This window comes from Micromonospora fluostatini, from assembly GCF_050410825.1.
Classification (GTDB): domain Bacteria; phylum Actinomycetota; class Actinomycetes; order Mycobacteriales; family Micromonosporaceae; genus Micromonospora; species Micromonospora rosaria.
Window position 1 is genome coordinate 2,275,568 of the sequence record NZ_CP191251.1, and the last position, 25,158, is coordinate 2,300,725.

The following is a 25,158-nucleotide window of genomic DNA, read 5'->3' on the forward strand; positions in this document are numbered from 1 at the left end:
GCACCGCCCTGGGGCGTCAGGCGAAACCCTCGTTCCATGTCGGCCGTTCTCCTGTCCTGGTGCCGATCCGTCTGTGCCAGTGTGCTGCGTCCGTCCGCCTCCGGCGGTGTCGCCGGTGAGGTCACGTCCCCTGCGGACGATGGCGGAAGAGTAACCGGCCCACCAATCCCACCAGCGCGACGGAGACCAGGGCGAGGAGCACGATGAAGAGGATCACCGCGTACAGCTTGTCCATGCTGAACACGGTGCCGTACCGCTTGACCAGCCCACCGAGCCCGACGATGGCGATCAGCACCTCACCGTTGATCAGCCCCTTGACGCCCCGGGCGACCCCCAGCCGCAACCCCTCCAGCAGGTACGGCGACGCCTCCACCAACCGGATCTCGCGTAGCTGGGCCGAGCGGGAGGCGCCGAAGGAGCGGGCCATCTCCAGCAGCGCCGGGTCGCTGCGCCGGATGCCGGTGGCGGTGTTGACGATGACCACCCAGATGGAGAAGGCGACCACGGTGGCGATCCGGGTGGTGCTGCCGATGCCGAAGACCAGCAGGAACAGCGGGACGAAGGCGATGATCGGCGCGGCGAGCCCGGCCTTGACGTAGATGTCCAACGCCGCGTCGACCGCCGGGGAGAGCCCCATCGCCACCCCGATCGCGGTGCCCGCGACGATGGAGATGGCCAGCCCGATGCCGAGTGAGCGGAGGCTGTCGGCCAGCGGGTCCACCAGTTCCCCGCTGGCCAGCATGACGCCGAACTGGCGCAGCACGTCGCTCAGCGGCGGCAGGGTGATCAGGTCGGCGGTCCGCCCGGCGACCTCCCACACCCCGGCGAGCAGCACCAGTGACAGCAGGAACGGCGCGGGCCGGGTCACCGTCCGGACCACGCTCCGGCCGGTCACGCGGTGGCCCCGGCCGACTGACCGGACGCGGCCGGCGTCGGGTCGTCCGCCGTCGCGTCGGACTCCGGCCCGTCGGCGACGATCATGCCCCGGAGCCGGTCCCAGACCTGCCCGGTCAACTCGACGAAGCGGGGGTCCTGCCGGGTCCGCTCGGTCCGTGGCCGGGGCAGGTCGATGTCGATCACCTCGTGCACGGTGCCGGGCCGGGGACGCATGACGACCACCCGGTCGGAGAGGAAGACCGCCTCGTCCATCGCGTGGGTCACGAAGAGCACGGACATCGCCGTCTCGTCCCAGATCCGCAGCAGGTCGGTCTGGAGCAGCAACCGGGTCTGCGCGTCGATCGCGGAGAACGGCTCGTCCATCAGCAGCACCGACGGGTTGACCGCCAGCGCCCGGGCCAGCCCGACCCGCTGCTGCATGCCGCCGGAGAGCTGCCGGGGGTAGTGGTCGCCGAAGCCGCGCAGCCCGACCCGGGCCAGCAGGTCCCGGGCGGTCCGGGTGCGTTCGGCCCGGCCGACGCCCCGCTGTTTGAGGCCGAAGGCGACGTTGTCCACCACCGTCAGCCAGGGCAGCAGGGCGAAGCTCTGGAACACCACCGCCCGTTCCGGCCCGGGACCGCGCACCGGCGTCCCCTGCACGTCGATTCGGCCGTGGTCGAAGGGGATCAGCCCGTCGACCATCTTCAGCAGCGTGGTCTTGCCACAGCCGCTGGGGCCGATGATGCTGACGAACTCCCCCGGCCGGACGGTCAGGTTCACGTCCTGCAGGGCGGTGACCCGGCGACGGCGCTCGTCCACGTACGTCTTGCCCACGCCCCGCACGCTGATCGCGGCCGGGGCGGTCTCCTGCTCGGTCACGCCGTGCCTCCCTTCCATCGGCTGAGTCGCCGCTCGCACCAGGCGGCGAGCGACAGCAGCAGTACTCCCTCGGCCACGACGACCAGCGTCACGGCCATCACCGAGGCGACCTGGAAACGCCCCTGGAACTCGGCGATCAGGCTGCCCACACCCGCGCCGACCAGGGCCAGTTCGGCGACCACCATGCCGATCAGGGCCTGGCCGAGACCGACCCGGACCCCGGCCATCAGCCCCGGTACCGCGGCCGGCAGGATCACCTCGCGGATCGTGGCCAGTCGTCCGGCACCGAAGCTGCGGGCCATCTCCACCAGCGCGGGGTCGGTGGAGCGCACCCCGACGGCGCAGTTGACCGCCACGTACGCGACGCTGAACAGGAAGACCACCGCGACCCGGGCCGACAGGGTCAGCCCGAGGGTGGCCTGGATGACCGGGATGAAGGCGATCACCGGGACCGCGATCAGCAGGCTCAGGTACGGCCGGACCGTCCGGTTGACCAGGTCGAGCCGGCCCATCAGCAGTCCCAGCGGCAGCGCGACGGCGACGGCGAGCCCGAAGCCGAGCACCAACGCCTGGTTGGTGGCCCAGAGCGCCCGGTGGAAGGCCGGGTCGGCCAGCAGCTCGGCCAGCGCCGAGGCGGTCCGGGCGGGGCTGGGCAGCCCCACCCCGCCGGCGGTGCCGGCGACCTGCCAGGCCCCCAGCAGCACGGCGAGGGTGAGGCAGCGCAGCCCGGCCCGCCCCCAGGCCCGGTCGACCAGCCGGGTACCGGCCGGACGGGCCGGCCAGAGCGGCCGGCGGCCCGGTACGGCCTGGCTGCTCACCTCAGCCCCGCTCGGCGAGGACGGCATCGAGGATGCTCCGGTCGGTCACGTCGCCGGGTGCCGTGACCTTCTGGTACGGCTTGCCGTCGGCGTTGAAGAAGTCGATGGTGGCCTGCACGGACTCCGGCTGGAGACCGCCGTCGACCGGCCACACCTTCGCCGTGACGAAGGCGTCCACGATGGCCGGCAACGCGTCGGCGTCGATCTCGGGCAGCAGCTCGCGGCCCTTCTCCACCAGCAGGTTCGGGTTCTGGTAGATGTCGCGGTAGACGTCGAGGTGGGTGGTCACCCAGGCGGTGGCGAGGTCCTTGTGCGAGGTGAGGAACTCCGGCCGGGCGGCGAACGCGGCCCGCATGATCGGGAAGCTCTGGGTCAGGTCGGCGACCATGGTGAAGTCGCCGGGGCGCTCCCGGGACAGCAGGGTCCAGTCCTGCAGGTCGATCGGGCTGGCGTCCATCTGGCCCTGGAGCATCGCCGCGAGCCGGTTCTCCGACCCCTCCACGACGGTGTACGACGGCTCGGTACCCGGGCAGTCCTTCTTCACCCACTGGATGGCGAGCTGGCCGACGAAGGAACTCTCGGACTGGATGCCGACGTTGCGCCCGGCCAGTGACGCGCAACTGCCGTACCGTGCCTGGGCGGCCATCACGAACTCGTTGGAGTTGCCGCCGAGGAAGAACCGCAGCGGCACCCCCTCGTCGATGGCGTCCATGACCTGGGCGATGGCGCTGATGTCCACCTGCCCCTGGGCGGCGGCCTGCAACTGGTTGGCGTTGCCGCCGAGCTCGACCGCCTCGACGGTGAAGCCCTGTTCCTTGAGACGGTCGATGGCGATGGCGGTCGGTAGGTAGCCGACGGACCAGCCGCTGAAGCCGAACTTGGCGCTCGTGCCGGCCTGGGCGCTGTCGGTGTCGTCGGAGCCGCAGGCGGTGAGCGCCAGGGCGAGGGTCGTGATCAGACAGGTCAGTAGGGTGCCACGTCGCAGGTTCATATGAAGTCCCTCCCTCTGGGCGTTGATCTGATATCAAATATCTGATGCAACCAATGGCCTCCCACATTGCGGGACGACGGAGGGGGCAAACCGGCCTCCCGGCCACAATTCCGCAGCGGCACGCCGGGCAACCCCGGGGAACCGGCGGCCACCACGGCACGGTCAGGGGGCGGACCCACTTCCCCGCGCGGGCGGATGCCGTGGCGGTGGCGCGCGGGGCATCCCCGGTCGAGCCGGTGCGTCGTCGGCGACATAGCCCGACAGGGCACCCGAGCGGGCCGGACGCGCCGGCTCGGTGACCGGGCCGTTCGGGCCGTCATATTCTATTATTCATATAGGGATAGGTGGTTAACCTCTCGGCCTTAGGTTCATCGGCAACCATGACCGCTGCCGGAGGCGCCCGTGAGTGTCGTGTCCACCCCTGCCCCGCCGACGGGCGCGACCGACCCACCCACCCTGACCGTGGTGCCCGCCCGGCACCCCTGGCGCTGGGTCGGCTCGGCCGTCGCGCTGGTGCTCGCGGCACAGTTCACCCACGGGCTCGTCACCAACCCCGGCTGGGACTGGCCGACCTTCGCCGGCTACTTCTTCGAACGCTCGATCATCGAGGCCCTGCTGGTCACGCTCCACCTGACCCTGGCCGGGGCGGCCCTGGGCTTCCTCGGTGGGGTGGTGCTGGCCCCCATGCGGCTGTCCCGCAGCCCGGTGCTGCGCGGGTTCAGCTGGACCTACATCTGGGTGTTCCGCTCGGTGCCGCTCATCGTGCAGCTCCTGTTCTGGGCCAACCTGGGCTACCTCTACGACACCCTCCAGTTCGGGGTGCCCTTCGGGCCGGGCTTCGTCGAGGTGCGGACCATCGACCTGGTCAGCCCGTTCGGCGCGGCCCTGCTGGGGCTGACCCTGCACCAGGCGGCGTACTCGGCGGAGATCGTGCGGGCCGGCATCATCTCCGTCGACCAGGGGCAGGTGGAGGCCGCCGCCGCCCTCGGCATCCCCCGGCTGCGCCAGTTCCGCCGGGTCGTGCTCCCGCAGGCGATGCGGGCCATCCTGCCCAGCGCCGCCAACGAGCTGATCAACCTGTTGAAGAGCACCTCGGTGGTCTACGTCCTGGCCATCGGTGAGATCTTCTACCAGGTCCAGGTGGTCTACGGCCGCAACGGCCGGGTGGTGCCGCTGCTGATGGTCGCCACCGTCTGGTACGTCGTGCTCACCGCCCTGTTGTCGGTCCTGCAGTTCTACGTCGAGCGGCACTTCGCCCGGGGCGCCCTGCGGACCCTGCCCCCGACCCCGCTGCAACGGCTGCGGGCCGTCGTGGGTCCGCGGCCCGGCCGTCCCCCTGTCGCCGGTCGACCGGCGGGCGACGGGGGCCCGTGGTGACCCCGATGGTGCGGCTGCGCGGCGTACACAAGACCTTCGGCACGCACGAGGTGCTGCGCGGCATCGACCTGGACCTGCCGGCGGGCAGCGTCACCGTGATCCTCGGCCCTTCCGGGTCCGGCAAGTCGACCCTGCTGCGGACCATCAACCACCTGGAGAAGGTCGACCGGGGAACGGTCGCCGTCGACGGCCAGCTCATCGGGTACCGGCAGGTCGGAGACCGGCTGTACGAGCTGGGCGAGCGGCTCATCCTGCGACAGCGGGCCGACATCGGCTTCGTGTTCCAGAACTTCAACCTCTTCCCCCACCTGACCGCCCTGGAGAACGTGGCCGAGGCTCCGGTGGCCACCCGTCGGCTGACCCGGTCCCAGGCCCGGGAGCGGGCGCTGGCCCTGCTCGACCGGGTCGGGCTCGCCGACCGGGCCGGGGCCTACCCCCGTCAGCTCTCCGGCGGCCAGCAGCAACGGGTGGCGATCGCCCGCGCGCTGGCCCTGGAGCCGAAGCTCATCCTGTTCGACGAGCCCACCTCCGCGCTGGACCCGGAGCTGGTCGGCGAGGTGCTCGACGTGCTACGCGCCCTGGCCCGGGCCGGCACCACGATGGTCGTCGTCACCCACGAGATCGGGTTCGCCCGGGAGGCGGCCGACACGGTCGTCTTCCTCGACGCCGGGCGCGTCGTCGAGCAGGGCCCGCCCGGCGTGGTCCTCGACCACCCCGCCCACGAACGCACCCGCGCGTTCCTGTCCAAGGTCCTGACCTGAGGAGACTCCTTGCGTATTCGTCCCCTGCTGTTCGCCCTCGTCCTGGCGCTGCCGCTCGCCGGCTGCGCCGCGCCGGAGGAGACCCCGCGCGAGGCCGCCGCCGGCCCCGCCGGCAGCGCCACCCCCTTCACCATCAACGACGGGCCGGACCAGCAACGGATCGTGCCGGCCCGGGTGGAGGCGATCGCGGCCCTGGTACCGCCGGAGATCCGTGCCACCGGCAAGCTGACCGTCGGGGTGGGGGCAGCCGCGTCCGGCAGTCCGCCACTGATGTTCACCGCCACCGACAACCGGACGCTGATCGGCAGCGAGCCCGACATCGCGGTGGCCGTCGCCGGGATCCTCGGCCTGGAACCGGTGCTGGAGAACACCTCCTGGGAGAACCTCTTCGTCGGCATGGACAGCGGCAAGTACGCCGTCGGCGCCTCGAACATCACCGTCACCGAGGAACGCAAGCGCAAGTACGACTTCGCCACGTACCGGCTGGACAACCTGGCCTTCGCCGCGAAGAAGGGCACCACCTGGCGGATCACCGGCCCCCGGGACGTGGCCGGCCGGCGGGTCGCCGTCAGCTCGGGCACCAACCAGGAGAAGATCCTGGTCGAGTGGAGCACGGAGGCCGAACGGCTGGGGCTCGACCCGGTGGACATCCGGTACTACCAGAACAACCAGGCCACCTACCTGGCCCTGGGCTCGGGGCAGGTCGACGCGTACCTCGGTCCGAACCCGACCATCGCCTACCACTCGGCGGTGACCGGGGAGACGGAGATCGTCGGTACCCACTCCGGGGCCGGCGCCGACCTCCAGGGCAAGATCGCGCTGACCACCAGGAAGGGCAGCGGCCTGGTCGAGGCCTTCGCGGCGGCCGTCAACGAGCTGATCCGCTCCGGTGACTACGGCACCATCCTGGGCCGGTGGAACCTGGCCACCGAGGCCACCGAGACGTCGGAGGTCAACCCCCCGGGCCTGCCGATCGAGGGCACGTGAGCCCCGACTCCGTCGGCGGGGAGTTCCTGGACAACCTGGTGTGGGCCGCACTGACCGGCCCGCACCGGGTGTTCGCGCAGGTCAACGGGGCAGCCGTGCGGTACCACCCGGAGGTCGCCCCGTTCAGCGCGGTCGCCGCCGTATCCGACCCGGGGGTGTGGGCCGACCTGGCGGCGCTGGTCGGCCCGGCGGCGGTCGTGTCGGTCACCGGCGCGGCCGGGCCGCCCCCGCCGGACTGGGCGGTCGTCGACGAGATCCCCGGCGTGCAACTGGTCGACGTGGCGGTCCGCACGGCCCCGGCCCCGGAGGCGGTCCGGCTCACCGCCGCCGACGTACCGGAGATGCTCGACCTGGTGGCGCGGACCCGGCCGGGGCCGTTCCTGCCCCGGACCGTCGAGCTCGGCACCTACCTGGGGATCCGGCGGCACGGCGCGCTGGTGGCGATGGCCGGGGAACGGCTGCGCCCGCCCGGCTGGACCGAGATCAGCGCGGTCTGCACCGACCCCGCCCACCGGGGGCAGGGCCTGGCCAGCCGCCTGGTGCGGGCCGTCGCCGCCGGGATCCGGGCCCGGGGCGAGCACCCGTTCCTGCACGCGGCGGCGAGCAACACCGCCGCGATCCGGCTGTACGAGTCGATGGGGTTCCGGCTGCGCCGCCGGCCACCGTTCCGCACCCTGCGGGTCCCGGCGGCCGGGACATCGGGCTGGGCGGGCGGAACCTCGGGCTAGGGCCTGTGTCGAAGTCGGTGCCGGGGCTTGAGTGGTTGGTTGAGGATCTTGGCGTGTCGGTGTTCGAGACATAGTGAGGTCTCCGGTATCTGGTTCAGCGACCAAGCAGAACCCGAACACCGGAGACCTCGTGGACACCCTAGCGGTGACGAGGCGGCATGACCTGACCGACGCACAGTGGGTGGCGCTGGAGCCGCTGCTGCCTGTGGGGCGTAGGCCAGGTCGACCGTCGACATGGACGAAACGGCAGCTCATTGATGGGATCCGGTGGCGGATACGGGTCGGTGCCCCGTGGCGGGACGTTCCGGAGTGTTACGGGTCCTGGGCTGCGGCGTATGCGCTGTTCCGGCGGTGGCAGCGTGATGGGACCTGGGCGAGGATCCTGACCGCGTTGCAGGCCCTCGCTGACGTGGCCGGACGTGTCGTGTGGGACGTGTCGGTGGACTCGACGGTCGCCCGAGCGCACCAGCACGCCGCTGGGGCGCGTAAAAGGGGGATCTGCAGGCCGAGCCGCCGGGCGGGGTCACGGTCGAACCGGCCGATCACGCGCTCGGCCGGTCACGGGGTGGGCTGACCACGAAGGTGCACCTGGCCTGTGAGCAGGGACAGAAGCCGCTGTCGATCGTGTTGACCGCCGGGCAGCGTGGGGACAGCCCGCAGTTCATGGCGGTGCTCGACGGGATCCGGGTGCCCCGACTCGGCGGCGGCCGGCCCCGGACCCGCCCGGACCGGGTTCTCGCTGACAAGGCGTACACGTCGAAGGCCAACCGCCGCTACCTGCGCCGACGTGGCATCAGGGCGACGATCCCGTCGAAGGCCGACCAGGACGCGAACCGGCGCAAGCTGGGGTCGAAGGGCGGCCGGCCACCGGCCTTCGACCAGCAGCGGTACAAGCAGCGTCACGCCGTGGAGTGCGGCATCAACCGCCTCAAACGCCACCGTGCCGTGGCCACCCGCTTCGACAAACTCGCCGTGCGCTACGAAGCCACCGTGCACGTCGCCGCGATCAACGAGTGGCTGTGACCGACTTCGACACAGGCCCTAGGCGGCGCGGCCGAGCCGCCAGTAGCCCATGAAGGCCACCGCGCCCCGGTCGAGGCCGCACTCGACGACCAGGTGCCGGCGCAGGGTACGGATCATCCCGGCCTCCCCGGCCAGCCACGCGTACAGCGGCACCGGCGCGTCGGAGCGCGGCACCTCCCAGAGGATCTGCTGGTCGACGTCCAGGTCGACGAGCGCCGGGTCGGTGCCCGGCACGCCGGTGGGCAGCCGGTCGGCGAGCAGGTCGCCGGCCGCCGCGCGGACCGCCGGCACGAGCCGGGTGCCGTGCGGGTCCGCGCCCCGGGACAGCCAGGTCACCTCGACGCCGGGCGGCGTCACCAGCGGCAGGGCGTCGCCGGGCTCGGGCACCTCCAGCAGCACCCGGCCCCGGGCGTCCAGCGGCAGCCGTTCGAGGATCGCGCCGACCGCCGGTACGGCGGTCTCGTCCCCGGCGAGCAGCAACTGCCCGGCCGTCGGCGGGCGGAACTCCACGCCGCCGTGGTCGCCCTCGTAGCCGGCGTCGGGGCCGAGAATGGCGATCTCGTCGCCGAGCCGGGCCCGGCGCACCCAGCGGGTGGCCGGCCCGCAGTCACCGTGCCGGACCAGGTCGACGTCGACCTCGCCCCGGTGCGGGCGGACCGCCCGGACGGTGTACGTGCGGATCGGGTTGCGCCGGTGCTCGGGCAGGGCCCGCCACCGGGTGTGCCAGTCCGGACCCTGCGGCAGCTGCACCCCGCGCTGACCGGGCAGCGGGAACGCCAGCTTGATCCGCTGGTCGTACCCGTTGTCGGCGAACCGGTCCAGGTCGGGCCCGGTGAAGGTGACGCGCACGAACGACGGGCTGAGCCGACGCATCGCGTGGACCTCGACGGCGAACTGGCGCCACGGTGCGATGGGCAGGGTCTGGGTCATCGATCCTGTCTTCCTGTGCGGGGTGCGGGCGCGGGGCGCCTATCGGGGGCCGGCCGTGGTGGCGCGCGAACGCCACAGCAGCCAGACGAAGTACGGGGTGCCGATCATGGCGACGATCAGACCGGCGGGGACCTGGGCGGGGGCGATGACCGTGCGGCCGAGGGTGTCGGCGAGGCTGACCAGGGCCGCGCCGAGCAGCGCGGCGACCGGGATGACCCGGCTGTGCCGGCCACCGACGAGGGCGCGGGCGGCGTGCGGGGCGACCAGGCCGACGAAGCCGATCACCCCGACGGCGGAGACCGCGGTGGAGGTCAGCAGCGCGGCGGCGGTCAGCGCGACCAGCCGGGTGCGTTCCAGGCGGACCCCGAGCACCCGGGGAGTGTCGTCGTCGAGGGTGAGCAGGTCCAGCTCCCGCCGGGCGGCCACCACCGCCGGGGTGAACACCAGCAGCGCCACGGCCACCGGGAGCACCTGCCAGGCGGTGCGCCCGTAGGTCGAGCCGGAGAGCCAGGTCAGCGCCTTCGCGGTGTTCCACGGGTCGTAGGCGACGATCAGGAAGGTGATCACCGCCATGCCACCCTGCCAGGCCCCGAAGCCGATCAGGACGAGCCGGTCGGAACTCAGCCCGCCCCGCCACGCGGCCCCGTACACCAGGGCGAAGGCCAGGATCGCGCCGAGCCCGGCGACACCGGAGATCGCCAGGACCCCGGCGAGCGGGACGAAGGTCAGCAGCGCGACCGCGCCCAGCCCGGCACCGGCGGTGATGCCGAGGATGCCGGGTTCGGCGAGCGGGTTGCGGCAGACCGCCTGCACGGTGGTGCCGGCGATGGCCAGCGCCGCGCCGGCCAGCACGGCGGCGGCCACCCGGGGCCACCGCTGGTCCAGCACGAAGGTGTACGCCGGGCCGGTGCGGCCCTGCACCCAGTTGACGATGTCGCCGAGCAGGACCCAGGTGTCGCCGAAGAGCATGCCGGCCAGGACCGCCACGACGGTGGCCACGAGGCCGCAGCCGACCACCGTCCGGTGGAAGCCGGCGGAGCGTACGGCCGCGTGTCCGCCCGGCGGACGGCGGGTGGGGCCGGCGTCGCGGTGCCGACGGGCCAGCCAGATCAGGATGGCGGCGCCGAAGAGGGTGGTGACCACGCCGGTCGGGATGTCCACCCCGGCCTGCCCGCCCATCACGGCCCGCAGCAGCACGTCGGAGCCGAGGACGATGATCACCCCGGTGAGGCCGGAGAGCGGCAGCAGGATCCGGTGACGGTGCACGCCGGGGGCCACCGGGGCGAGCAGGCGGACGATCACCGGGGCGCAGAGGCCGACGAAGCCGACCGGCCCGGTGAGGGTCACCGCGGCGGCGGAGAGCACGACGGCCAGGACCGTGACGATCAGCCGGGTCCGCCGCACGTCGAGCCCGAGCACGGTGGCGGTGTCGTCACCGAGGGCGAGGATGTCGAGGCGGTGCCCGAGCAGCAGCAACGCGCCGACGGCGAGGGCGATCACCGGGGCGAGCTGGGTCAGCGCCCGCAGGTCGCTCTGCACCAGGGAGCCGTTGCCCCAGGCGAACAGGCCGATGGTGGCCTGCTCGAAGAGGATCAGCAGGAGCATCGTCAGGGAGCTGAGCGCCATCGCGGTGGCCGAGCCGGCGAGGATGAGCCGGGTGGTGCCGGCCTGACCGCCGGCCGACAGGGACATCACCAGGGCGGCGGCGGCCAGCCCGCCGAGCAGGGCCAGGCCACCGGCGGGCAGCGCCGGCAGGGTGATGCCGAACGCGGCGGCGGCGACGATGGCCAGGTGCGCGCCGGCGTTGACGGCGAGGGTGTCCGGGGAGGCCAGCGGGTTGCGGGCGATGGACTGCAGGGCGGCGCCGGCGAAGCCCAGGGCGACCCCGATGGCCAGCCCGGCCAGCAGCCGGGGCAACCGGGAGGCGACCAGCACCCGGGCCGTCTCGTCGTCGGTGCCGACCAGCAGCCGCAGCAGGTCCAGCGCGCCCACCGACGAGGTGCCCTGGGTCAGGTGCACGGCGGCGACGACGAGCCCGACGGCGACGGTCAGGACGAAGACGAGGACGATCCGGGGGGCCGAGACCGTCCCGGCCGGAGCCGGCCGGGTGGCCGGCTCCGGTTGGGCAGGAGCGAGGAGCTGGTTCACACCGTGTAGACCTTGACCAGCTCGTCGAGGTACTGCTTGGCGGAGAGCGGGCCACCGAAGGTCCAGATGCCGTTGGGCATCCGGTGCAGCTTGCCCTCCTTGACGAAGCTGAACGACCGCCAGATGGCGTTGCCGGCCAGGCCGTCGGCGAAGACGTCGTCGCCGTCGGAGGCGTTGTAGAAGAAGTGCAGGTCCTGGTCCTTGAGGCCGGTCAGCCCCTCGACGTCGGTCTGGCCGAGCCCCCACACCTCGTCGACCTCACCGGTCCAGGCGTTCTTGAGCCCGAGCTGGATGCCGACCTGGGAGATCAGCGCCCCCTGGCCGAACATCCGGATGGTGACCGAGCTGCCCTCCTTCCACCCGTCGGCGATGGCGAAGGATTTGCCGGCGGCGCCGGCGTCGGCGATCTTCTTCTTGCCGTCGGCGATCGCCGTGTCGAAGTCGGCGAGCAGCTTCTCCGCCTCGGCGGTCTTGCCGACGGCGGTGGCGACCATGGTCAGGTCCGACCGCAGCCGGCCGAGGTTGTCGGTGGCGTCGCTGCCCTTGGTGACCAGCACCGGGACGTATTTCTCGAGCTGGTCGAGCAGGGCGGTGGCCCGGCCGTCCCCGACCACCACGAGGTCGGGCTCCAGGGCGACGATGGAGTCGACGCTCGGCTCGGCGCGGGTGCCGACGTCCTTGACGCCCGCGTCCAGCGGGGCGGCGGTCACCCAGGTGGCGTACCCCTTGGTGTCGGCCACGCCCACCGGCATGACGCCGAGGCTGACGAGCATCTCGGCCTCGGCCCACTCCAGCGCGACCACCTTGCTCGCCGGGCCGTCGAGGTTGATCGCCTTGTTCCGGCTGTCGGTGACGCTGACCGGGCCGCTCGGGGCGGAGCTGGCCTCCGGCGGGGCGGGCGAGGTGTTCTCGGTGGTGCCGCAGGCGCCGAGCAGGAGCACGGTCGCGGCGGCCACCAGGGCGGTGACACGGGTACGGGTCATGGTCGTCTCTCTGGTCAACAGGATGGGTCGGTTCAGGCGGGGACACGGGGCAGCCGGTGCCGCCCCACGGGTCGGGTGGAGACCAGCCCGGTGGTCGGGTCGGCGAGCACCTCGATCCGGATGCCGTACGTCTCGGTGAGCGCCGGCTCGGTGAAGACCTCCTGCGGGGTGCCGGCGGCCCGGACCCGCCCGCCGTGCAGCAGGACCACCTCGTCGGCGACCGAGGCGGCCTGGTTGAGGTCGTGCAGGACGACTCCGACGGCAACGGCGTGCTCGTCGGCGAGGTCCCGCATCAGGTCGAGCAGTTCCACCTGGTACCGCAGGTCGAGGAAGGTGGTGGGCTCGTCGAGCAGCAGCACCGGCGTGTCCTGGGCCAGGCAGGTGGCCAGCCAGACCCGCTGGAGTTCACCGCCGGAGAGCTCGTCGACCGGCCGGTCGGCCATCGCGGTCACCCCGGTCACCGCCATCGCCCGGGCGATCATCTCCGGGCCGTCGGGGTCGGTGGCGCGCCAGCGGCCCCGGTACGGGTGGCGGCCGTAGCCGACCACGTCCCGTACGGTCACGCCGCTGGGGACGGGGCGGCTCTGCGCCAGCAGGGTGACCCGCCGGGCGAACTCCCGGGCCGGCAGCCCGGCGGCGGCGGAGCCGTCACCGAGGAGCACCTCGCCGTGGTCCACCGGGTGCAGTCGGGCCAGCGCCCGCAGCAGCGTCGACTTGCCGCTGCCGTTCGGGCCGACCAGGGCCGTCACCCGGCTGGGCCGCAGCGTGATCGCGGCGTCGTGCACCACGGTCGACCCGTGGTAACCCAGCCGCAGATCCCGCCCCCGCAGGCCCACCGCAGGATGGATCGGCGCTTCACCGTTGGACATGCGGTTAGGCTAGCCTAACCTTCTTGAGGCGCGTCAAGTCGGGTTCCCACCGGCCCGGCACGCGGGCCGCGTCCGGCCCCGCGCGGGGGGAACCGAGGCCCTTCCGTGGGAAGCTGGGGGCGGGCCGCACCGGCCCCGCACGGCGTCGCGGAGGGAGACCGGGCCACATGATCAAGACGCTGCGCCCCAGAAGCTACGACGAGGCGATCTACATCGGGCACTACTTCCGCGAGGGGTTCGCGGTGGTGCTGGACCTGACCGGGCTGGCCCCCGACGACGCCCGGTCGTTCGTCGACTTCGCCTCGGGCCTGGTGATCGGGCGTGAGGGCGCGATGGAGCGGGTCACCCCCGGGGTCTTCGTGCTCCACCCGCCCGCCGGCCGCACCCCGACCGGCACGGCGCGACCCGCGGTCACGTCGGCCTGACCGGCCGCGCCGGGCGACGGCCGTCGCCGGACCGATCGGAGAGGATGGGGCCCTCTCCGGCGGCCCGGCGACGTCGCTCGGCCCCTCCCCCCGACGGGCTGGCCACGGTGGACCACTCCCGCTGGCGGGCCGAGCACGCCAGCAACGAGGGCTCACGGATCTGATCCCCCCGTTGCGCCCCGAACTCGGGACGGACCCTTCCCCCACCGTTGATCCCGTTCGGACGGTCGGGCCCACCAGCTCGGCCCCCCACTTGCACAACAGGCGTTGAGCAGGAACCGAAATCGCTCAACACGTGTTGCTTAGGCAACGCGAGCATACGCGCGCCGTCGGTGGCGGTGTCAACACCTGTTTCGCGGGCACCGTCACCTGAGACACTGTCGTTAACGCCGCGGAGGGACGACAGTCATGCTCGATGGACAGTACGGGGAACAGCGACTGCCCCCACTCGACACGCTCGCGGCCCGGCTCGAGTACCTGTTCGAGAAGATCCGACCCACCCCCGAGGAACTCGGCGAGGCGGAGGAACCGGGACGCTGCTACACCAACAGGGAGATCGCCGACAAGATAAACACGGTCGCGGCGGAGACCGGTGTCACCATCAGCGCCGCGTACGTCGGCGAACTGCGCCGGGGGGTGGCCCGGGATCCCCGGATGTCCCACATCCTGGCCCTGGCCAGGGCCTTCGGTGTCCACTCCGGGTACTTCGTGGACGACGCCGCGGCCCGCCGGGTCGAGGAGCAGATCGCCCTGCTCACCGAGCTGCGTCGGATGGACGTCCGGCAGGTGGCGCTGCGTCAGGTGCTCACCGACGCCGGGCTCTCCCCCACCGACACGCAACTCGTGGAGCAGATGGTCGCCCGGTTACGGGCCGTCGCCGACCAGGGCGACCCCGGCCCGACGGGCCCGGCCGACGGTGGACGCGACCAGTGGTGCTGATCCTGCAGTGGCAGCAGGCCGACGGGCGGGAGTGCGCAGACGTGAAACTGCACCGACTTCGCAAGCACTGTGAACGGCTCCTCGCCGACCTGCGGGTCCCCGAACCGTTCGACATCCACGAGCTGTGCCGCGTGCTCGGCGCGCGGCGCGGTCGCCCGCTGCGGCTGGTCCCGATCAGCCTGCCCATGCACACGGTGTGCGGCATGTGGGTGCCCACCGGCGACTTCGACGCGATCTTCTACGAACAGGACACCTCGCCGCTGCACCAGATCCTGATCATCGGGCACGAGGTCGGGCACCTACTCGCCGGGCACCGGGCCACCGCCCTGCTCGACCCGGACGCCTCCCGGCTGCTCCTGCCCGACCTCGACCCGCAACTGGTGCGGCGGTTCCTGGGCCGCAGCAACTACGACGCCGACGCGGAACGGGAGGCCGAGATGATCGGCTCGCTGCTGCTGCGCCGCATCCGCGACGCCCACGGCGAGGTGCCCGAGTCGCCGCTGGAGCAGCACCAGGCCGAGCTGTACGGCCGGCTGCGGCAGTCGCTGGAACACCCGGACCGGTGAGCCGGTGGACGTCGTCCTCTACGCCCTGTGCGCCGTCACCGGCTGGCTCGCCTTCGGGTACATGCTGCGCCTGCAACGGCGCCGGCCCAGCCACGCCCGCCGGGCGATCTGCGTCGCCTTCGGCGCCTTCGCCGCCGGGATCACCCTGGCCGTCCCGCCGCTGGCCGCCGCGATCGACCAGGCCACCGGGCTGCCCAACCTGGCCAAGGTCGTCTCGCACGGCTGCGCGCTGACCATCGCGGCCGGCGCCGAGACCATGCTGCTGCACCTCGCGCTGCCGGCCGAGCGGGCGGCGGCCCGCGCCCGGAGGTGGATCTGGGTCACCGGCGGCACCTTCGCCGTCATGGTCGCCCTGTTCGGGTACACCCTGACCTACGACACCCCGGTCCGGCTCACCGTCGAGTACGCCACCGACCCCGTCGTCACCGCGTACCTGCTGATCTTCATGGCGATGGGCTTCCTCGCGTACTGCGTGGACATCACCCGGCTGTGCTGGCGCTTCGCCCGGCTCTGCGGGCGGCCCTGGCTGCGGCGCGGGCTGCGGGTCACCGCCGTCGGCGCGGTCTTCGCCCTGCTGTACAGCGCCAACAAGACCGGCTACCTGGTCGCCCACTGGTCCGGGCGGCGGCCCGCCGGGGAGGAGGAGATCGCCGCCGTCCTGGTCACCATCGCCGCCCTGCTGATGCTCTCCGGCCTGACCATGCCGGCCTGGGGTCCACTGGTCACCGTCACCCGGCGCTTCGCCGACCTGCGCGCCTACCGGCGGCTCGGCCCCCTGTGGGACGACCTCATCGACGCCCTGCCCCAACTCGAACTCGACGACAGCCTGCGCCGGCCGTTCACCGCCCTGCGGGACATCGACTACGCGCTGACCCGCCGGGTGGCCGAGATCCGTGACGGCCGGCTGGCCCTGCGCCCGTACCTGGACGCGGGTGTCACCGGGGTCGCCGAGCGCCTCGCCGACGCCGCCGGGCTGTACGGTGACGACCGGCGGGCCGCCGTCGAGGCCGCGCAACTGGCCTGCGCGCTGCGCGCGTACCGCAGCGGCACCCTCGCCGACGACCCCCAGCCCGCCGACGACCTGCACCGGCCGGCGGGCGGCTACGCCGGGGAGGTCGCCTGGCTGGGGCTGGTCACCGACGCGTACGCGCACTGCCCGGTGGTGGCCCGGGCGGTGGCGGCCACCGGGGCCGAGGCACGCCCGCCGGTGGGGGGTCAGCCGCGATGAGGGGCCGGTACGCGAACCTGACCCGGATCCGCAGCCTCGACCCCGAGCGGGACCACCTGGCCATCTACCAGACGATGCTGCGCCTGGAGTTCCCCTGGGACATGAAGCTGGGCCTGAACCTCGCCTTCAACCGGTCCTTCTCGGTGCCGGAGATCGCCCGGGTGCACGTCGGGACCGGTGAGCTGACCGAACGGACCCAGCAGCGCATCGACGACACCGGCCTGCTGATGTACGAGATGGTGCTGCACGGCTTCGAGCACCCCCGGGGCCGGGCGGCGCTGCGCCGGATCAACCAGATCCACCGCCGCCACGACATCGACGCCGAGGACCACCGGTACGTGCTCGGCTGCCTGGTGGTGGTCCCGACCCGCTGGCTGGACCGGTACGGCTGGCGCCGGCCCTGCTGTCACGAACGGCGGGCCACCCACGCGTTCTACCGGGAACTGGGCCGGCGGATGGGGGTCACCGGCCTTCCCGCCTCGTACGCCGAGTTCGCGTCCTGGTTCGACCGGTACGACACCGCCCGCCTGCGACCCAACGACGACGCGGCGACCATCGAGCGGGCCACCCGGGCACTCATGCGTACCCGGTTGCCCCGGCTCCTCGCGCCGCTGGGCGACGCGCTGGTCAGCGCCATGTACGACGCGCCGCTGCGCCGGGCCACCCGGGTCACCGAGCCGACCCGGCCGGTCCGGCTCGGGCTGCACCTGGCCCTGCGCGGGCGGGCCCGCCTGCTGCGCTGGTGCGGCCGGCCCCGGCGTACGCCGCTGTTCGCCGACGGCATCCGGACCCGCACCTACCCGCACGGGTACGACATCGAGCGGCTCGGCCCCCGACCGACGCCGGCCCCCGACCAGGCCGGCACCGGCTGACCGCCGGCCAGGACCGGACGTGACCTTTCCCGAGTGGCCGAAGGCCCCGATCGGCATCGACGCCGGGCACTGGATCTCCCGACCGGTACGCCGCACCGTGCTGGCCGTGGCGCACTCCATGGTGAGCTGCCAACGGCTGCTGGACGTCATCGGGCTGATCGAGGGCGACACCCGGATCCAGGTGGTGTTCACGGTCGGTCCGGACGTGTTCAACCACCGGGTGGCCGGCTACCTGGAGCGGCTGGACGCGCTGGTGCTGCCCTGGCAGCAGGCCGTCCGGGAACGGTTCGACCTCGCTGTGGCCGCCGCTCACGGGGGCCTGCGGCACCTGCACGCGCCCCTGCTGGTGATGGCGCACGGCGCCGGCCACGCCAAGCCGGTCCGGTCCGTGCCGGACGGGCTCCCGCCCGGCACGGACCCGCCCGTCTACGGCCTCGACGCCCAGCGGCTGCTCCACGACGGCAGGGTCCTCGCCAGCGCCCTCGCCCACGACCACGAACTCGACGTGCTCCGCCGCCAGTGTCCACCGGCGCTCGACGCCGCCGTGGTGGTCGGGGACCCCTGTCTCGACCGGCTCGTCGCGAGCCTGTCCCGGCGGCGGGCCTACCGGCACGCCCTGGGCGTCGACGACGACCAGCGTCTCGTCGTGGTCAGTTCCACCTGGGGCCGGGACGGCCTCTTCGGGCATCGTCCGGATCTCCTGCCCACGGTGCTGGCGGATCTGCCCGCCCGCCGGTACCGCGTGGCCGCGCTGCTGCACCCGGCCGTGTGGGACGCCCACGGGCACCGGCAGGTCCGCGCCTGGCTGCGGGACTGCCTGGCGGCCGGCCTGCTCCTGCCCGACCCCACCGTGGACTGGCGCAGCCTCGTCGTCGCCGCCGACCACGTCGTCGGCGACCACGGCTGCGTCCCCGCGTACGCCGCGGCGATCGGCCGGCGGATGCTGCTCCTGCCGGACCCACCGGCCCGGCCAGGAAGTCCGCCCCCGGTCGCGGAGGGCACGCCCCAGCACCTGGTGGGTGTCGGGGCCAGCCGCCTGGCTCCGCACCGGCCCCTGGCCCCCCAACTCGACGCGGCGCGGCGGATCGACCACCGGGCGGTGGCCGCCGCGGTGACCAGCCGGCCCGGCCGGGCCGGACCGCTGCTGCGGCGCACCATGTACCGGCTGCTCCGGCTCGCCGAGCCGGCCCGGCACCACCGGCGGGCCGAGCCCCTGCCCGCCCCCTGCCCCGCCGCCTGGCAGGCCGCACGGTGACCGGCCCCTGACCTGACCCGGGTGGCGGGGCAGGATTCAGGTCCGGCCGGATGCGCTCGCCCCGGCCGGGGCGGTCCGTTTCGGCTGCCAGGGCAGGCGCCTCTCCAACTCCACCTCGAGGGAGAAGCTGAGGAAGGTCCGGACCACCACGATCAGCGCCAGCACCCCGACGCTCTGGAAGGTCGGCTCGACCGCCACCGACCGGATGATGTCACCACCGACGAGGAGTTCCAGGCCGAGCAGGATCGCCCGACCCACCCCCTGCCGGTACGGCGGGTACGCCTCGTCCAGGTTGCGGGTCCGTCGGTAGCGGAGCAGAAACGCCACCGTGGCGACGGCCACGCCCACGGCGATGACCAGCACCCCGGCCAGGTCCAGCAGACTCCCGATCCACTGGACCACCTCCTTCGTCGACGCCACCACCCGTGCTCCCGCTGACGTTCCGCTGGCCGGTCCGGCGTACGGGGCAGGTCGACAGCGGGCCGCGCCGTCGCCGGACAGGGGCGGGCGAGGGTCGCGCCGCCGGACCCCACCATCGCGCATCCGGTCGGCCGATCCGGTGGGTTTCGCCTTCTTCGGGCGGCCACCCCGGCGGTGGTTCGGATCATCGCGCTGCCGGGGTGGCCGCTTCCCGCCGACCAGCACAGGTCCTTTGTGGTTGGTCCGGCGCGCGGCGCCGTCAGGGACATGCCATAGGCTGCCGTCCGGTTAGAGCCGGTCGAGGAGAACCATGACGAACCCTTCCCGGGCCCCGCTGCACCGGTTGGCCGAGGCGTGCGCGGCGCTGGTCGGTGCCCCCTGGTTCAACCTCGCCAGCTTCGTCGTGGTCGTCGCCAACGCGGTGGCGCTCGGGCTGGAGACCTACGGTGGCGTGGTCACCGCCGTCGGTCCCGCCCTGCGGGCCGTCGAGTACGCCTGCCTGGCCTGTTTCGTGCTGGAGTTGCTCATCCGCTTCGGGGCCCACCTGCGTGCTCCGCTCGGGTTCCTCCGGGATCCCTGGAACGTGTTCGATCTGGTGATCATCACCGCGCCGCTGCTGCCCGGCATCCGGGAGAACGTGACGATCCTGCGCCTGCTGCGCCTGGCCCGGATCGTCCGCGCGTTCCGGCTCTTCCCCAGTCTGCGGGTGATCCTCGTGGGCATCCGCCGCAGCCTCCCCGGACTCGGCAGCTTCCTGCTGGTCACCGGCCTGCTGCTGTACGGCTACGCGATGCTCGGCTGGATGCTGTTCGGCACCGCCTACCCGCAGCGGTACGGCACGGTCGGGCAGGCGATGCTGACCCTGTTCCTGCTGCTCTCCCTGGACGGCATCACCGACACGCTCCAGGCCGGCCGCGAGGTCAGCGACTGGGCGGTGCTGTACTACGTGTCGTACATGGTCGCCGCCTGCTACCTGCTCACCAACCTGCTCGTCGGGCTGGTCCTCACCGCGTTGCAGGAGGCGCACCAGGACGAGCGGGCCGCCGCCGCGCGGATCGGCCGGCCGCCCCCGCACGACGAGCCGCCCGAGCCCTCGGTCCGCGAGCAACTGGCCCAGTTGCACGCCATCATCGACGAGTTGGAACGGCAGTTGCCGCCGGCCGGTCCGCCGCCCCGGAAACCGGCCGGGCCCCGTGGTCGCGGCCGGAAACGGACGGCCGCCAGCCGCTGACCCCCGGCGGCGGGGCGGGTCAGGCGACGGCGGGCCGGCCGGGTCACCTGGCCGGCCGGTCGCCCCCGGGGTCGACGAGCAGCCGGGCGAGTTCGTCGGGTGAGCGCGGCCGGGCACCGGCCAGCCCGGGCGTGCGGTCCAGCAGCCGGTGCACCAACGGCGCCCAGGCCGGGGTCAACCGCGCGCCGGCCAGCAGGTCACCACCGGCCAACGCCGTACCGGGCACCCCGGGACTGACCCGGCCCGAGGCCACCAGCACCAACTCGTCGGCCCACCGGTAGGCCAGGTCGACGTCGTGGGTGGCGAGCATCAGGGTGGTGCCGCGCGCGTGCAAACCGTCGAGGGTACGCAGCAGCGCCTCGACCCCGTACGGGTCCAGGCCGGCGGTCGGCTCGTCGAGGATCAGCAGGGCCGGGCGCAGCGCCACCGCCCCGGCGATGGCCACCCGCTTGCGCTGCCCGTACGACAGCAGGTGCGTCGGGCGGTCGGCGAGGTCGGTGATCTCCAGGGCGTCGAGGGCCTCGGCGCAGCGCCGACGGACCTCCGGCTCGGGCAGACCGAGGTTCACCGGCCCGAACGACACGTCCTGGAACACGGTGGCGGCGAAGAGCTGGTCGTCCGGATCCTGGAGGACCAGTTGCACCCGCTGTCGCAGCGCCAGCAGCCCGGAGCGGGTGCGGCGCAGCGGCACCCCGTCGACGAGCACCGCACCGTCACCGGCGGGGAGGGCGCCGACCATCAGGCGGAACAGCGTCGTCTTGCCGCCCCCGTTGGGGCCCAGCACCGCACACCGGCGGCCGGCCGGTACGGCCAGGTCGACGTCGGTGAGCACCGGCCGGTCGGGCTCGTAGCCGAACCCCACCGACCGCAGCTCGACCAGCGGCGGGCTCACCGGTCGGCCACCGGTGGCAGGTCGGGCAGCAGCGCCGTGGCGGTGGGGAGCAGGTGGGCGGCCAGCACCACCCCGGCGAGGAGGAGCACGGTGCCGGCCACGAATCCCGCCGACGGGCGGCGCACCTCGGTCACCACGGCCAGCGAACCGGTGTACCCGCGCAGCGCCAGTCCCTCCTCCATCCGGCGCGCCCGGTCGAAGGCGCGGACGAAGACCGCCCCGGCCTGGCCGGCCAGCGACCGGTGCGCGGCGGCCCAGGTGCGGTAGCCCAGCCGCGCCGCCTGCGCCTGGCGGACCGCGCGGACGCTGTCGAGCAGCAGGAAGAGCATCCGGTAGGTCAGGGCGGCGACCTCGGTGACCGCCACGGGGACGCCGAGGCGGTGCAGCCGGGGCAGCACGTCGGCCAGCGGGGTGGTGGCGGCGAACAGCAGCAGGCACAGCAGCGCGGCCCCGGCCCGGCAGGCGGTGGCGGCGGCCGTGGCCAGGCCCTCCGGCGCCCACCGCACGCTGCCCGGCCCGGAGACCGCCACCAGCATCGGCAGGCAGCCGGTGCCGATGAACAGCAGCGGCGCCCGGACCGCCCGCAGCAGCACCCGGGGTGGCAGCCCCGCCGGCCCGAGCAGTACCGCCGCCGCCGTCAGCCCGGTCAGCGCGCCGCCGGGCCAGGCCGGCAGCAGCAGGGCGCAGCCGAGCAGCCCGACGGCGAGCAGGGCCTTCTCCCCCGGATGCCGGTACCGCCACGGGCCGGCGTACGCCGCCGCGTCGAGGGCGAGCACTAGTCGACGGGTGTCGTGCCCGGTCCCGGCGTGCCACGCAGTCGCTGCCGGGTCCGGGCGACGCCGAAGTAGTAGCCGAGGAAGCCCGCGCCGAGGGCGGCCTGGAGCGCGAACAGCGCCGACTCGATCTCCCCGGAGGGCGGTTCGTAGAGCGAGGAGAACCAGGGCTCGTAGTCCGGGTGGCTCGCCACGATCGCCTCCTCGGCCAGGGCGTCGGCGCCGGCGAACGGCTCCTCGCCACGGCCGAGTCCGAGCACGAGCGGGGCCACGGCGAGGGCCACCACGACCAGCAGCAGGATCAGGTTCGTCCGCGTGAAGCGCTTCATGCCACCGCTCCTGGGGTCGGGGCCGGCCGGCGCAGGATGCCGAGCCGGCGCAGGTCGTCCGGACTGACCCGGGTCAGCAGACGGATCACCAGCACGGTGAGCAGGCCCTCGCTGACGGCCAGCGGGATCTGCGTGAGGGCGAAGATCGACCCGAACTTGGCCAGCGCCCCGACGAAGCCGGAGTCGGGGTCCGGGAAGGCCAGCGCCAGTTGGGCACTGGTCACGCAGTAGGTGGCCAGGTCCGCCAGGGCCGCGGCGAAGAAGACCGAGACCCCGAGGCCACCGCCGAGCCGCCGCCCGAGGCGGTACACGCCGTACGCCACCCACGGGCCGACGACGGCCATCGAGAAGACGTTGGCGCCGAGCGTGCTCAGCCCGCCGTGGGCCAGCAGCAGCGCCTGGAACAGCAGCACGATCGTGCCGAGCACGCTCATCACCGGCGCCCGGAACAGGATCGCCCCGAGCCCGACCCCGGTGGGGTGCGAGCAGGAGCCGGTGACCGACGGGATCTTCAGGGCCGACAGGACGAAGGCGAACGCCCCCGACGCGCCGAGCAGCAGCTTGGCCTCCGGGTTCGCCCGGACCTCGTGGACCAGGCTGCGCGCACCGTGGACGACGAACGGTGCCGAGACCGCGAACCACGCCGCGGCCTGCACCGGTGGTAGGTAGCCCTCAGCGATGTGCATGAGGAGACCTCCCCTTCCAACACCTCGTGGACGAGATCACACCGTCGGGGTCGGTCTCCTGGCTTCCGGATCGTCGCGTACTCCGGCCTTCCCAGGCCCGGAAGGACCCAGTGGCATGCAAGTCGGAGCGTGCTCCCCGGTCACAGTGGCGAGGGCCGCGCCGGTTCCACACCGGCTTCCCGTTACCGCGACGGCGCGACGGTATCGACAATCCGGCCCCGTCGGCAAGGGGTCCCGGCCCGCCGGCCGGTGGGCGGGAGCGGCCGGGCCGGCGGGCGCGCGGCGCTGACCAGCGTCGATGACCCGAGCGCCGGGCCGACGACCGGTCGCCGGCCGACGTGTCGCGGCGACCGCCCGCGCCCTCGCCCCGTGGAGCCATCGTGGAGCTGTACGTGGAGCAGTCGACCACATAGGTTGGCTCCATGTCGATTGGCTCCAGGACCGGCCGGCGGGCGCGCGGCGAGATCGAGCGGCTGCCCAGCGGTTCGCTGCGGGTACGGGTGTACGCCGGGATCGACCCGGTGTCGCGGCGTCGGCGCTACCTCACCGAGACGGTGCCGGCGGGGCCCCGGGCGACCGAGGAGGCCGAGGCGGTCCGGGTCCGGCTGCTCGACGCGGTGGGCGGCACCCGGCCGGTGCCGTCGCGGTGGCCGGTCGACGAGCAGCCGGGCGGGCCGGCGGCCCCGAAGCCGACCGCCGGCCCCGCGACGCCGCCACCGGTCCCGACACCGCCAGCGGGATCAGCGCCGCCACCGGGACCGTTGCCTCCACCGGGTCCGGTGACGGCCCTGGGCCCGGCACCGGACCCGGTGGAGGCGCCGGTGCGGGCCCGGCGGCGGCGGGAGACGACGCTGACCACGATCGCCCGCCTGGCCGAGGTGTCGGCCCCGACGGTGTCGAAGGTGCTCAACGGCCGCCTGGGCGTGGCGGCGCAGACCCGGGCCCGGGTGGAGGCGCTGCTGCGCGAGCACGGCTACCGCCGGCCGGAGACCGTCGCCCCGAGCGCCACCCTGGAGGTCGTCTTCTACGGGATGCAGAGCAACCTGGCGGTGGCGCTGCTGCACGGGGTGGAGCAGATCGCTGGCGCGCACCGGCTGGCGGTCGGCTTCACCGACGCCCGGCAACAGGTGTCGGAGGGTCGGTACTGGGCCCGCCACCTGCTGGCCCGACGGCCGACGGGAGTGATCGTGGTGCACCTGGGCTTCACTCCCGAACAACACGCCCTGCTCGGCGCCAGCGGGATCCCGTTGGTGGCGTTGGACCCGACCGGGGAACCGCCACTGCACACCGTCCCCTCGGTGGCGTCGACCAACTGGAGCGGCGCGTTCGAGGCCGCGCGGCACCTGCTCGACCTGGGCCACCAGCGGATCGCCGTGATCAGCGGGCCGACCGAACGCCTGTGCGCCAAGGCCCGCCTGGACGGGGCCCGGGCGGCCCTCGACGCGGCCGGGACCGGGTTGGACCCGAGGCTGGTGCGGACCGGGGCCTGGTTCTCCTTCGAGGACGGTCTGCACCTCGGGCAGGAGCTGCTGCGCCTGGCCGAGCCGCCCACGGCGGTGCTGTGCGGCAACGACCTGCAGGCGCTGGGGGTCTACGAGGCGGCCCGCCTGACCGGCCGGCGCATCCCCGAGGAGCTCAGCGTCGTCGGCTTCGACGACCTGCCCGGGGCCCGCTGGTGCGGTCCGGCGATGACGACGGTCCGGCAGCCGCTGGTGGAGATGGGCGCGATGGCCGCCCGGATGGTCCTGGCGCTGGCCGCGAACGGGAGCCTCAGCCAGCCCCGGATCGAGATGGCGACCACCCTCGTGGTGCGCGAGAGCACCGCGCCTCCGGCGACCCGGTGACACGCCCCGCACCGGCCGGCGGGGTGGGCGGCGCGGAAACCTGTCCTTGTCGGGTACGACTTGTTTCTGTAACATCCGGTCCGGTCGATAGACACGGGCCCGGCCCGCCGGGGTCGGGGTCGGTCCGCGCCTCGGCAGGCCTGCCACCTGCCCGGGCGGACGAGCGTGACGCCGACGCCCCGGCGCCACCACAGCCGCTCCACGAAGGGAAAGAAGCCGACAGAGCCCTCCCGCGCCACCCCCACCACAGCCGCCCTGCGCTCGGTGATGACGAACGTCACTGACCGTACGCGGCATTCGGCCGTGCCATCCGGCACGGCCGTCGGCG

The 25,158-nt window shown here is 73.5% G+C and carries 26 protein-coding genes and 1 riboswitch; of the genes, 13 read left to right on the forward strand and 13 right to left on the reverse strand.

The annotated features are described in order from the left end of the window. Positions 1–121: 121 nt before the first annotated feature. The 4 genes from ACQUFX_RS09795 to ACQUFX_RS09810 are packed head-to-tail and all read right to left on the reverse strand — an operon-like array spanning position 122 to position 3,564. Positions 122–895 carry an ABC transporter permease gene (locus ACQUFX_RS09795; RefSeq protein ID WP_428965681.1) on the reverse strand — a complete coding sequence of 258 codons (774 nt, stop codon included), beginning with the start codon at positions 893–895 and terminating at the stop codon, positions 122–124. Next, entirely contained in the window at positions 892–1,755 is an 864-nt protein-coding gene (locus tag ACQUFX_RS09800; RefSeq protein ID WP_428965682.1) for an ABC transporter ATP-binding protein, read from the reverse strand. The genes ACQUFX_RS09795 and ACQUFX_RS09800 overlap by 4 nt, the downstream gene beginning before the upstream one ends. Beyond that, entirely contained in the window at positions 1,752–2,573 is an 822-nt protein-coding gene (locus tag ACQUFX_RS09805) for an ABC transporter permease (RefSeq protein WP_428965683.1), read from the reverse strand. The genes ACQUFX_RS09800 and ACQUFX_RS09805 overlap by 4 nt, the downstream gene beginning before the upstream one ends. Before the next feature lies 1 nt (position 2,574). Further along, positions 2,575–3,564 (reverse strand): ABC transporter substrate-binding protein, encoded by a 990-nt coding sequence (locus ACQUFX_RS09810; protein ID WP_428965684.1) that lies wholly within the window; start codon positions 3,562–3,564, stop codon positions 2,575–2,577. A 402-nt stretch (positions 3,565–3,966) separates the two neighbouring features. Between ACQUFX_RS09810 and ACQUFX_RS09815 the strand changes: the two genes are divergently transcribed. The 5 genes from ACQUFX_RS09815 (at position 3,967) to ACQUFX_RS09835 (ending at position 8,440) form a co-directional block, all read left to right on the forward strand. Beyond that, positions 3,967–4,941 carry an amino acid ABC transporter permease gene (locus ACQUFX_RS09815; protein ID WP_428965685.1) on the forward strand — a complete coding sequence of 325 codons (975 nt, stop codon included), beginning with the start codon at positions 3,967–3,969 and terminating at the stop codon, positions 4,939–4,941. 5 nt (positions 4,942–4,946) lie between these two features. Beyond that, positions 4,947–5,702, forward strand: a complete 756-nt coding sequence (locus tag ACQUFX_RS09820) for an amino acid ABC transporter ATP-binding protein (protein ID WP_428966922.1) — start codon at positions 4,947–4,949, stop codon at positions 5,700–5,702. Positions 5,703–5,711: 9 nt separating this feature from the next. Continuing rightward, positions 5,712–6,689, forward strand: coding sequence for an ABC transporter substrate-binding protein (locus tag ACQUFX_RS09825; RefSeq protein ID WP_428965686.1), 978 nt, complete (start codon positions 5,712–5,714; stop codon positions 6,687–6,689). Further along, positions 6,686–7,417 (forward strand): GNAT family N-acetyltransferase, encoded by a 732-nt coding sequence (locus tag ACQUFX_RS09830; RefSeq protein ID WP_428965687.1) that lies wholly within the window; start codon positions 6,686–6,688, stop codon positions 7,415–7,417. The genes ACQUFX_RS09825 and ACQUFX_RS09830 overlap by 4 nt, the downstream gene beginning before the upstream one ends. 145 nt (positions 7,418–7,562) lie before the next feature. Beyond that, a protein-coding gene (locus ACQUFX_RS09835; RefSeq protein ID WP_428966897.1) for an IS5 family transposase occupies positions 7,563–8,440 on the forward strand; the annotation gives its coding sequence in 2 pieces (ribosomal slippage) (positions 7,563–7,959 and positions 7,959–8,440; 879 coding nt in all). An 18-nt stretch (positions 8,441–8,458) separates the two neighbouring features. On the opposite strand, the gene ACQUFX_RS09840 is transcribed toward ACQUFX_RS09835, so the two are convergent. The 4 genes from ACQUFX_RS09840 to ACQUFX_RS09855 are packed head-to-tail and all read right to left on the reverse strand — an operon-like array spanning position 8,459 to position 13,370. Beyond that, positions 8,459–9,370: a siderophore-interacting protein gene (locus tag ACQUFX_RS09840; RefSeq protein ID WP_428965688.1), complete on the reverse strand. Its 912-nt coding sequence runs from the start codon at positions 9,368–9,370 to the stop codon at positions 8,459–8,461. Positions 9,371–9,409: 39 nt separating this feature from the next. After that, positions 9,410–11,518, reverse strand: coding sequence for an iron ABC transporter permease (locus ACQUFX_RS09845; protein ID WP_428965689.1), 2,109 nt, complete (start codon positions 11,516–11,518; stop codon positions 9,410–9,412). Next, positions 11,515–12,501, reverse strand: coding sequence for an ABC transporter substrate-binding protein (locus ACQUFX_RS09850; protein ID WP_428965690.1), 987 nt, complete (start codon positions 12,499–12,501; stop codon positions 11,515–11,517). Before ACQUFX_RS09850 ends, ACQUFX_RS09845 begins: the two co-directional genes overlap by 4 nt. A gap of 32 nt (positions 12,502–12,533) precedes the next feature. After that, on the reverse strand, positions 12,534–13,370 hold the full coding sequence (locus ACQUFX_RS09855) for an ABC transporter ATP-binding protein (RefSeq protein ID WP_428965691.1): 837 nt from the start codon (positions 13,368–13,370) through the stop codon (positions 12,534–12,536). Between the two features lie 167 nt (positions 13,371–13,537). On the opposite strand from ACQUFX_RS09855, the gene ACQUFX_RS09860 reads away from it, so the two are divergent. From ACQUFX_RS09860 to ACQUFX_RS09885, 6 genes are all read left to right on the forward strand, one after another. Next, complete coding sequence (locus ACQUFX_RS09860) at positions 13,538–13,795, forward strand: cell division protein SepF (RefSeq protein ID WP_428965692.1); 258 nt, start codon at positions 13,538–13,540, stop codon at positions 13,793–13,795. A 408-nt stretch (positions 13,796–14,203) separates the two neighbouring features. Then, positions 14,204–14,734, forward strand: a complete 531-nt coding sequence (locus ACQUFX_RS09865; RefSeq protein WP_428965693.1) for a hypothetical protein — start codon at positions 14,204–14,206, stop codon at positions 14,732–14,734. Then, positions 14,725–15,300, forward strand: a complete 576-nt coding sequence (locus ACQUFX_RS09870; protein ID WP_342671933.1) for a hypothetical protein — start codon at positions 14,725–14,727, stop codon at positions 15,298–15,300. Before ACQUFX_RS09865 ends, ACQUFX_RS09870 begins: the two co-directional genes overlap by 10 nt. A 4-nt stretch (positions 15,301–15,304) precedes the next feature. After that, complete coding sequence (locus ACQUFX_RS09875) at positions 15,305–16,528, forward strand: MAB_1171c family putative transporter (RefSeq protein ID WP_428965695.1); 1,224 nt, start codon at positions 15,305–15,307, stop codon at positions 16,526–16,528. Then, entirely contained in the window at positions 16,525–17,400 is an 876-nt protein-coding gene (locus ACQUFX_RS09880; protein WP_428965696.1) for an oxygenase MpaB family protein, read from the forward strand. The genes ACQUFX_RS09875 and ACQUFX_RS09880 overlap by 4 nt, the downstream gene beginning before the upstream one ends. A 19-nt stretch (positions 17,401–17,419) precedes the next feature. Then, positions 17,420–18,655 carry a hypothetical protein gene (locus tag ACQUFX_RS09885; protein ID WP_428965697.1) on the forward strand — a complete coding sequence of 412 codons (1,236 nt, stop codon included), beginning with the start codon at positions 17,420–17,422 and terminating at the stop codon, positions 18,653–18,655. 36 nt (positions 18,656–18,691) lie between these two features. Here the strand turns inward: ACQUFX_RS09885 and ACQUFX_RS09890 are convergent, their stop codons facing one another. Then, positions 18,692–19,078: a DUF1622 domain-containing protein gene (locus ACQUFX_RS09890; RefSeq protein ID WP_428965699.1), complete on the reverse strand. Its 387-nt coding sequence runs from the start codon at positions 19,076–19,078 to the stop codon at positions 18,692–18,694. 307 nt (positions 19,079–19,385) lie between these two features. Between ACQUFX_RS09890 and ACQUFX_RS09895 the strand changes: the two genes are divergently transcribed. Further along, positions 19,386–20,306 carry an ion transporter gene (locus tag ACQUFX_RS09895; RefSeq protein ID WP_428965700.1) on the forward strand — a complete coding sequence of 307 codons (921 nt, stop codon included), beginning with the start codon at positions 19,386–19,388 and terminating at the stop codon, positions 20,304–20,306. Positions 20,307–20,349: 43 nt separating this feature from the next. Here ACQUFX_RS09895 and ACQUFX_RS09900 read toward each other — a convergent pair whose 3' ends face one another. Genes ACQUFX_RS09900 through ACQUFX_RS09915 form a run of 4 tightly spaced genes read right to left on the reverse strand, consistent with a single transcriptional unit; the run spans position 20,350 to position 22,986 of the window. Next, positions 20,350–21,198, reverse strand: coding sequence for an energy-coupling factor ABC transporter ATP-binding protein (locus tag ACQUFX_RS09900; protein ID WP_428965701.1), 849 nt, complete (start codon positions 21,196–21,198; stop codon positions 20,350–20,352). Further along, entirely contained in the window at positions 21,195–21,974 is a 780-nt protein-coding gene (cbiQ, locus tag ACQUFX_RS09905; RefSeq protein WP_428965702.1) for a cobalt ECF transporter T component CbiQ, read from the reverse strand. The genes ACQUFX_RS09900 and cbiQ overlap by 4 nt, the downstream gene beginning before the upstream one ends. Then, positions 21,974–22,300, reverse strand: coding sequence for an energy-coupling factor ABC transporter substrate-binding protein (locus ACQUFX_RS09910; protein ID WP_428965703.1), 327 nt, complete (start codon positions 22,298–22,300; stop codon positions 21,974–21,976). The genes cbiQ and ACQUFX_RS09910 overlap by 1 nt, the downstream gene beginning before the upstream one ends. After that, positions 22,297–22,986, reverse strand: coding sequence for an energy-coupling factor ABC transporter permease (locus ACQUFX_RS09915; protein ID WP_428965704.1), 690 nt, complete (start codon positions 22,984–22,986; stop codon positions 22,297–22,299). Before ACQUFX_RS09915 ends, ACQUFX_RS09910 begins: the two co-directional genes overlap by 4 nt. 31 nt (positions 22,987–23,017) lie before the next feature. Next, a riboswitch (cobalamin riboswitch) is annotated at positions 23,018–23,191 on the reverse strand. 217 nt (positions 23,192–23,408) lie between these two features. Between ACQUFX_RS09915 and ACQUFX_RS09920 the strand changes: the two genes are divergently transcribed. Continuing rightward, entirely contained in the window at positions 23,409–24,830 is a 1,422-nt protein-coding gene (locus ACQUFX_RS09920) for a LacI family DNA-binding transcriptional regulator (protein WP_428965705.1), read from the forward strand. Positions 24,831–25,158 lie beyond the last annotated feature (328 nt).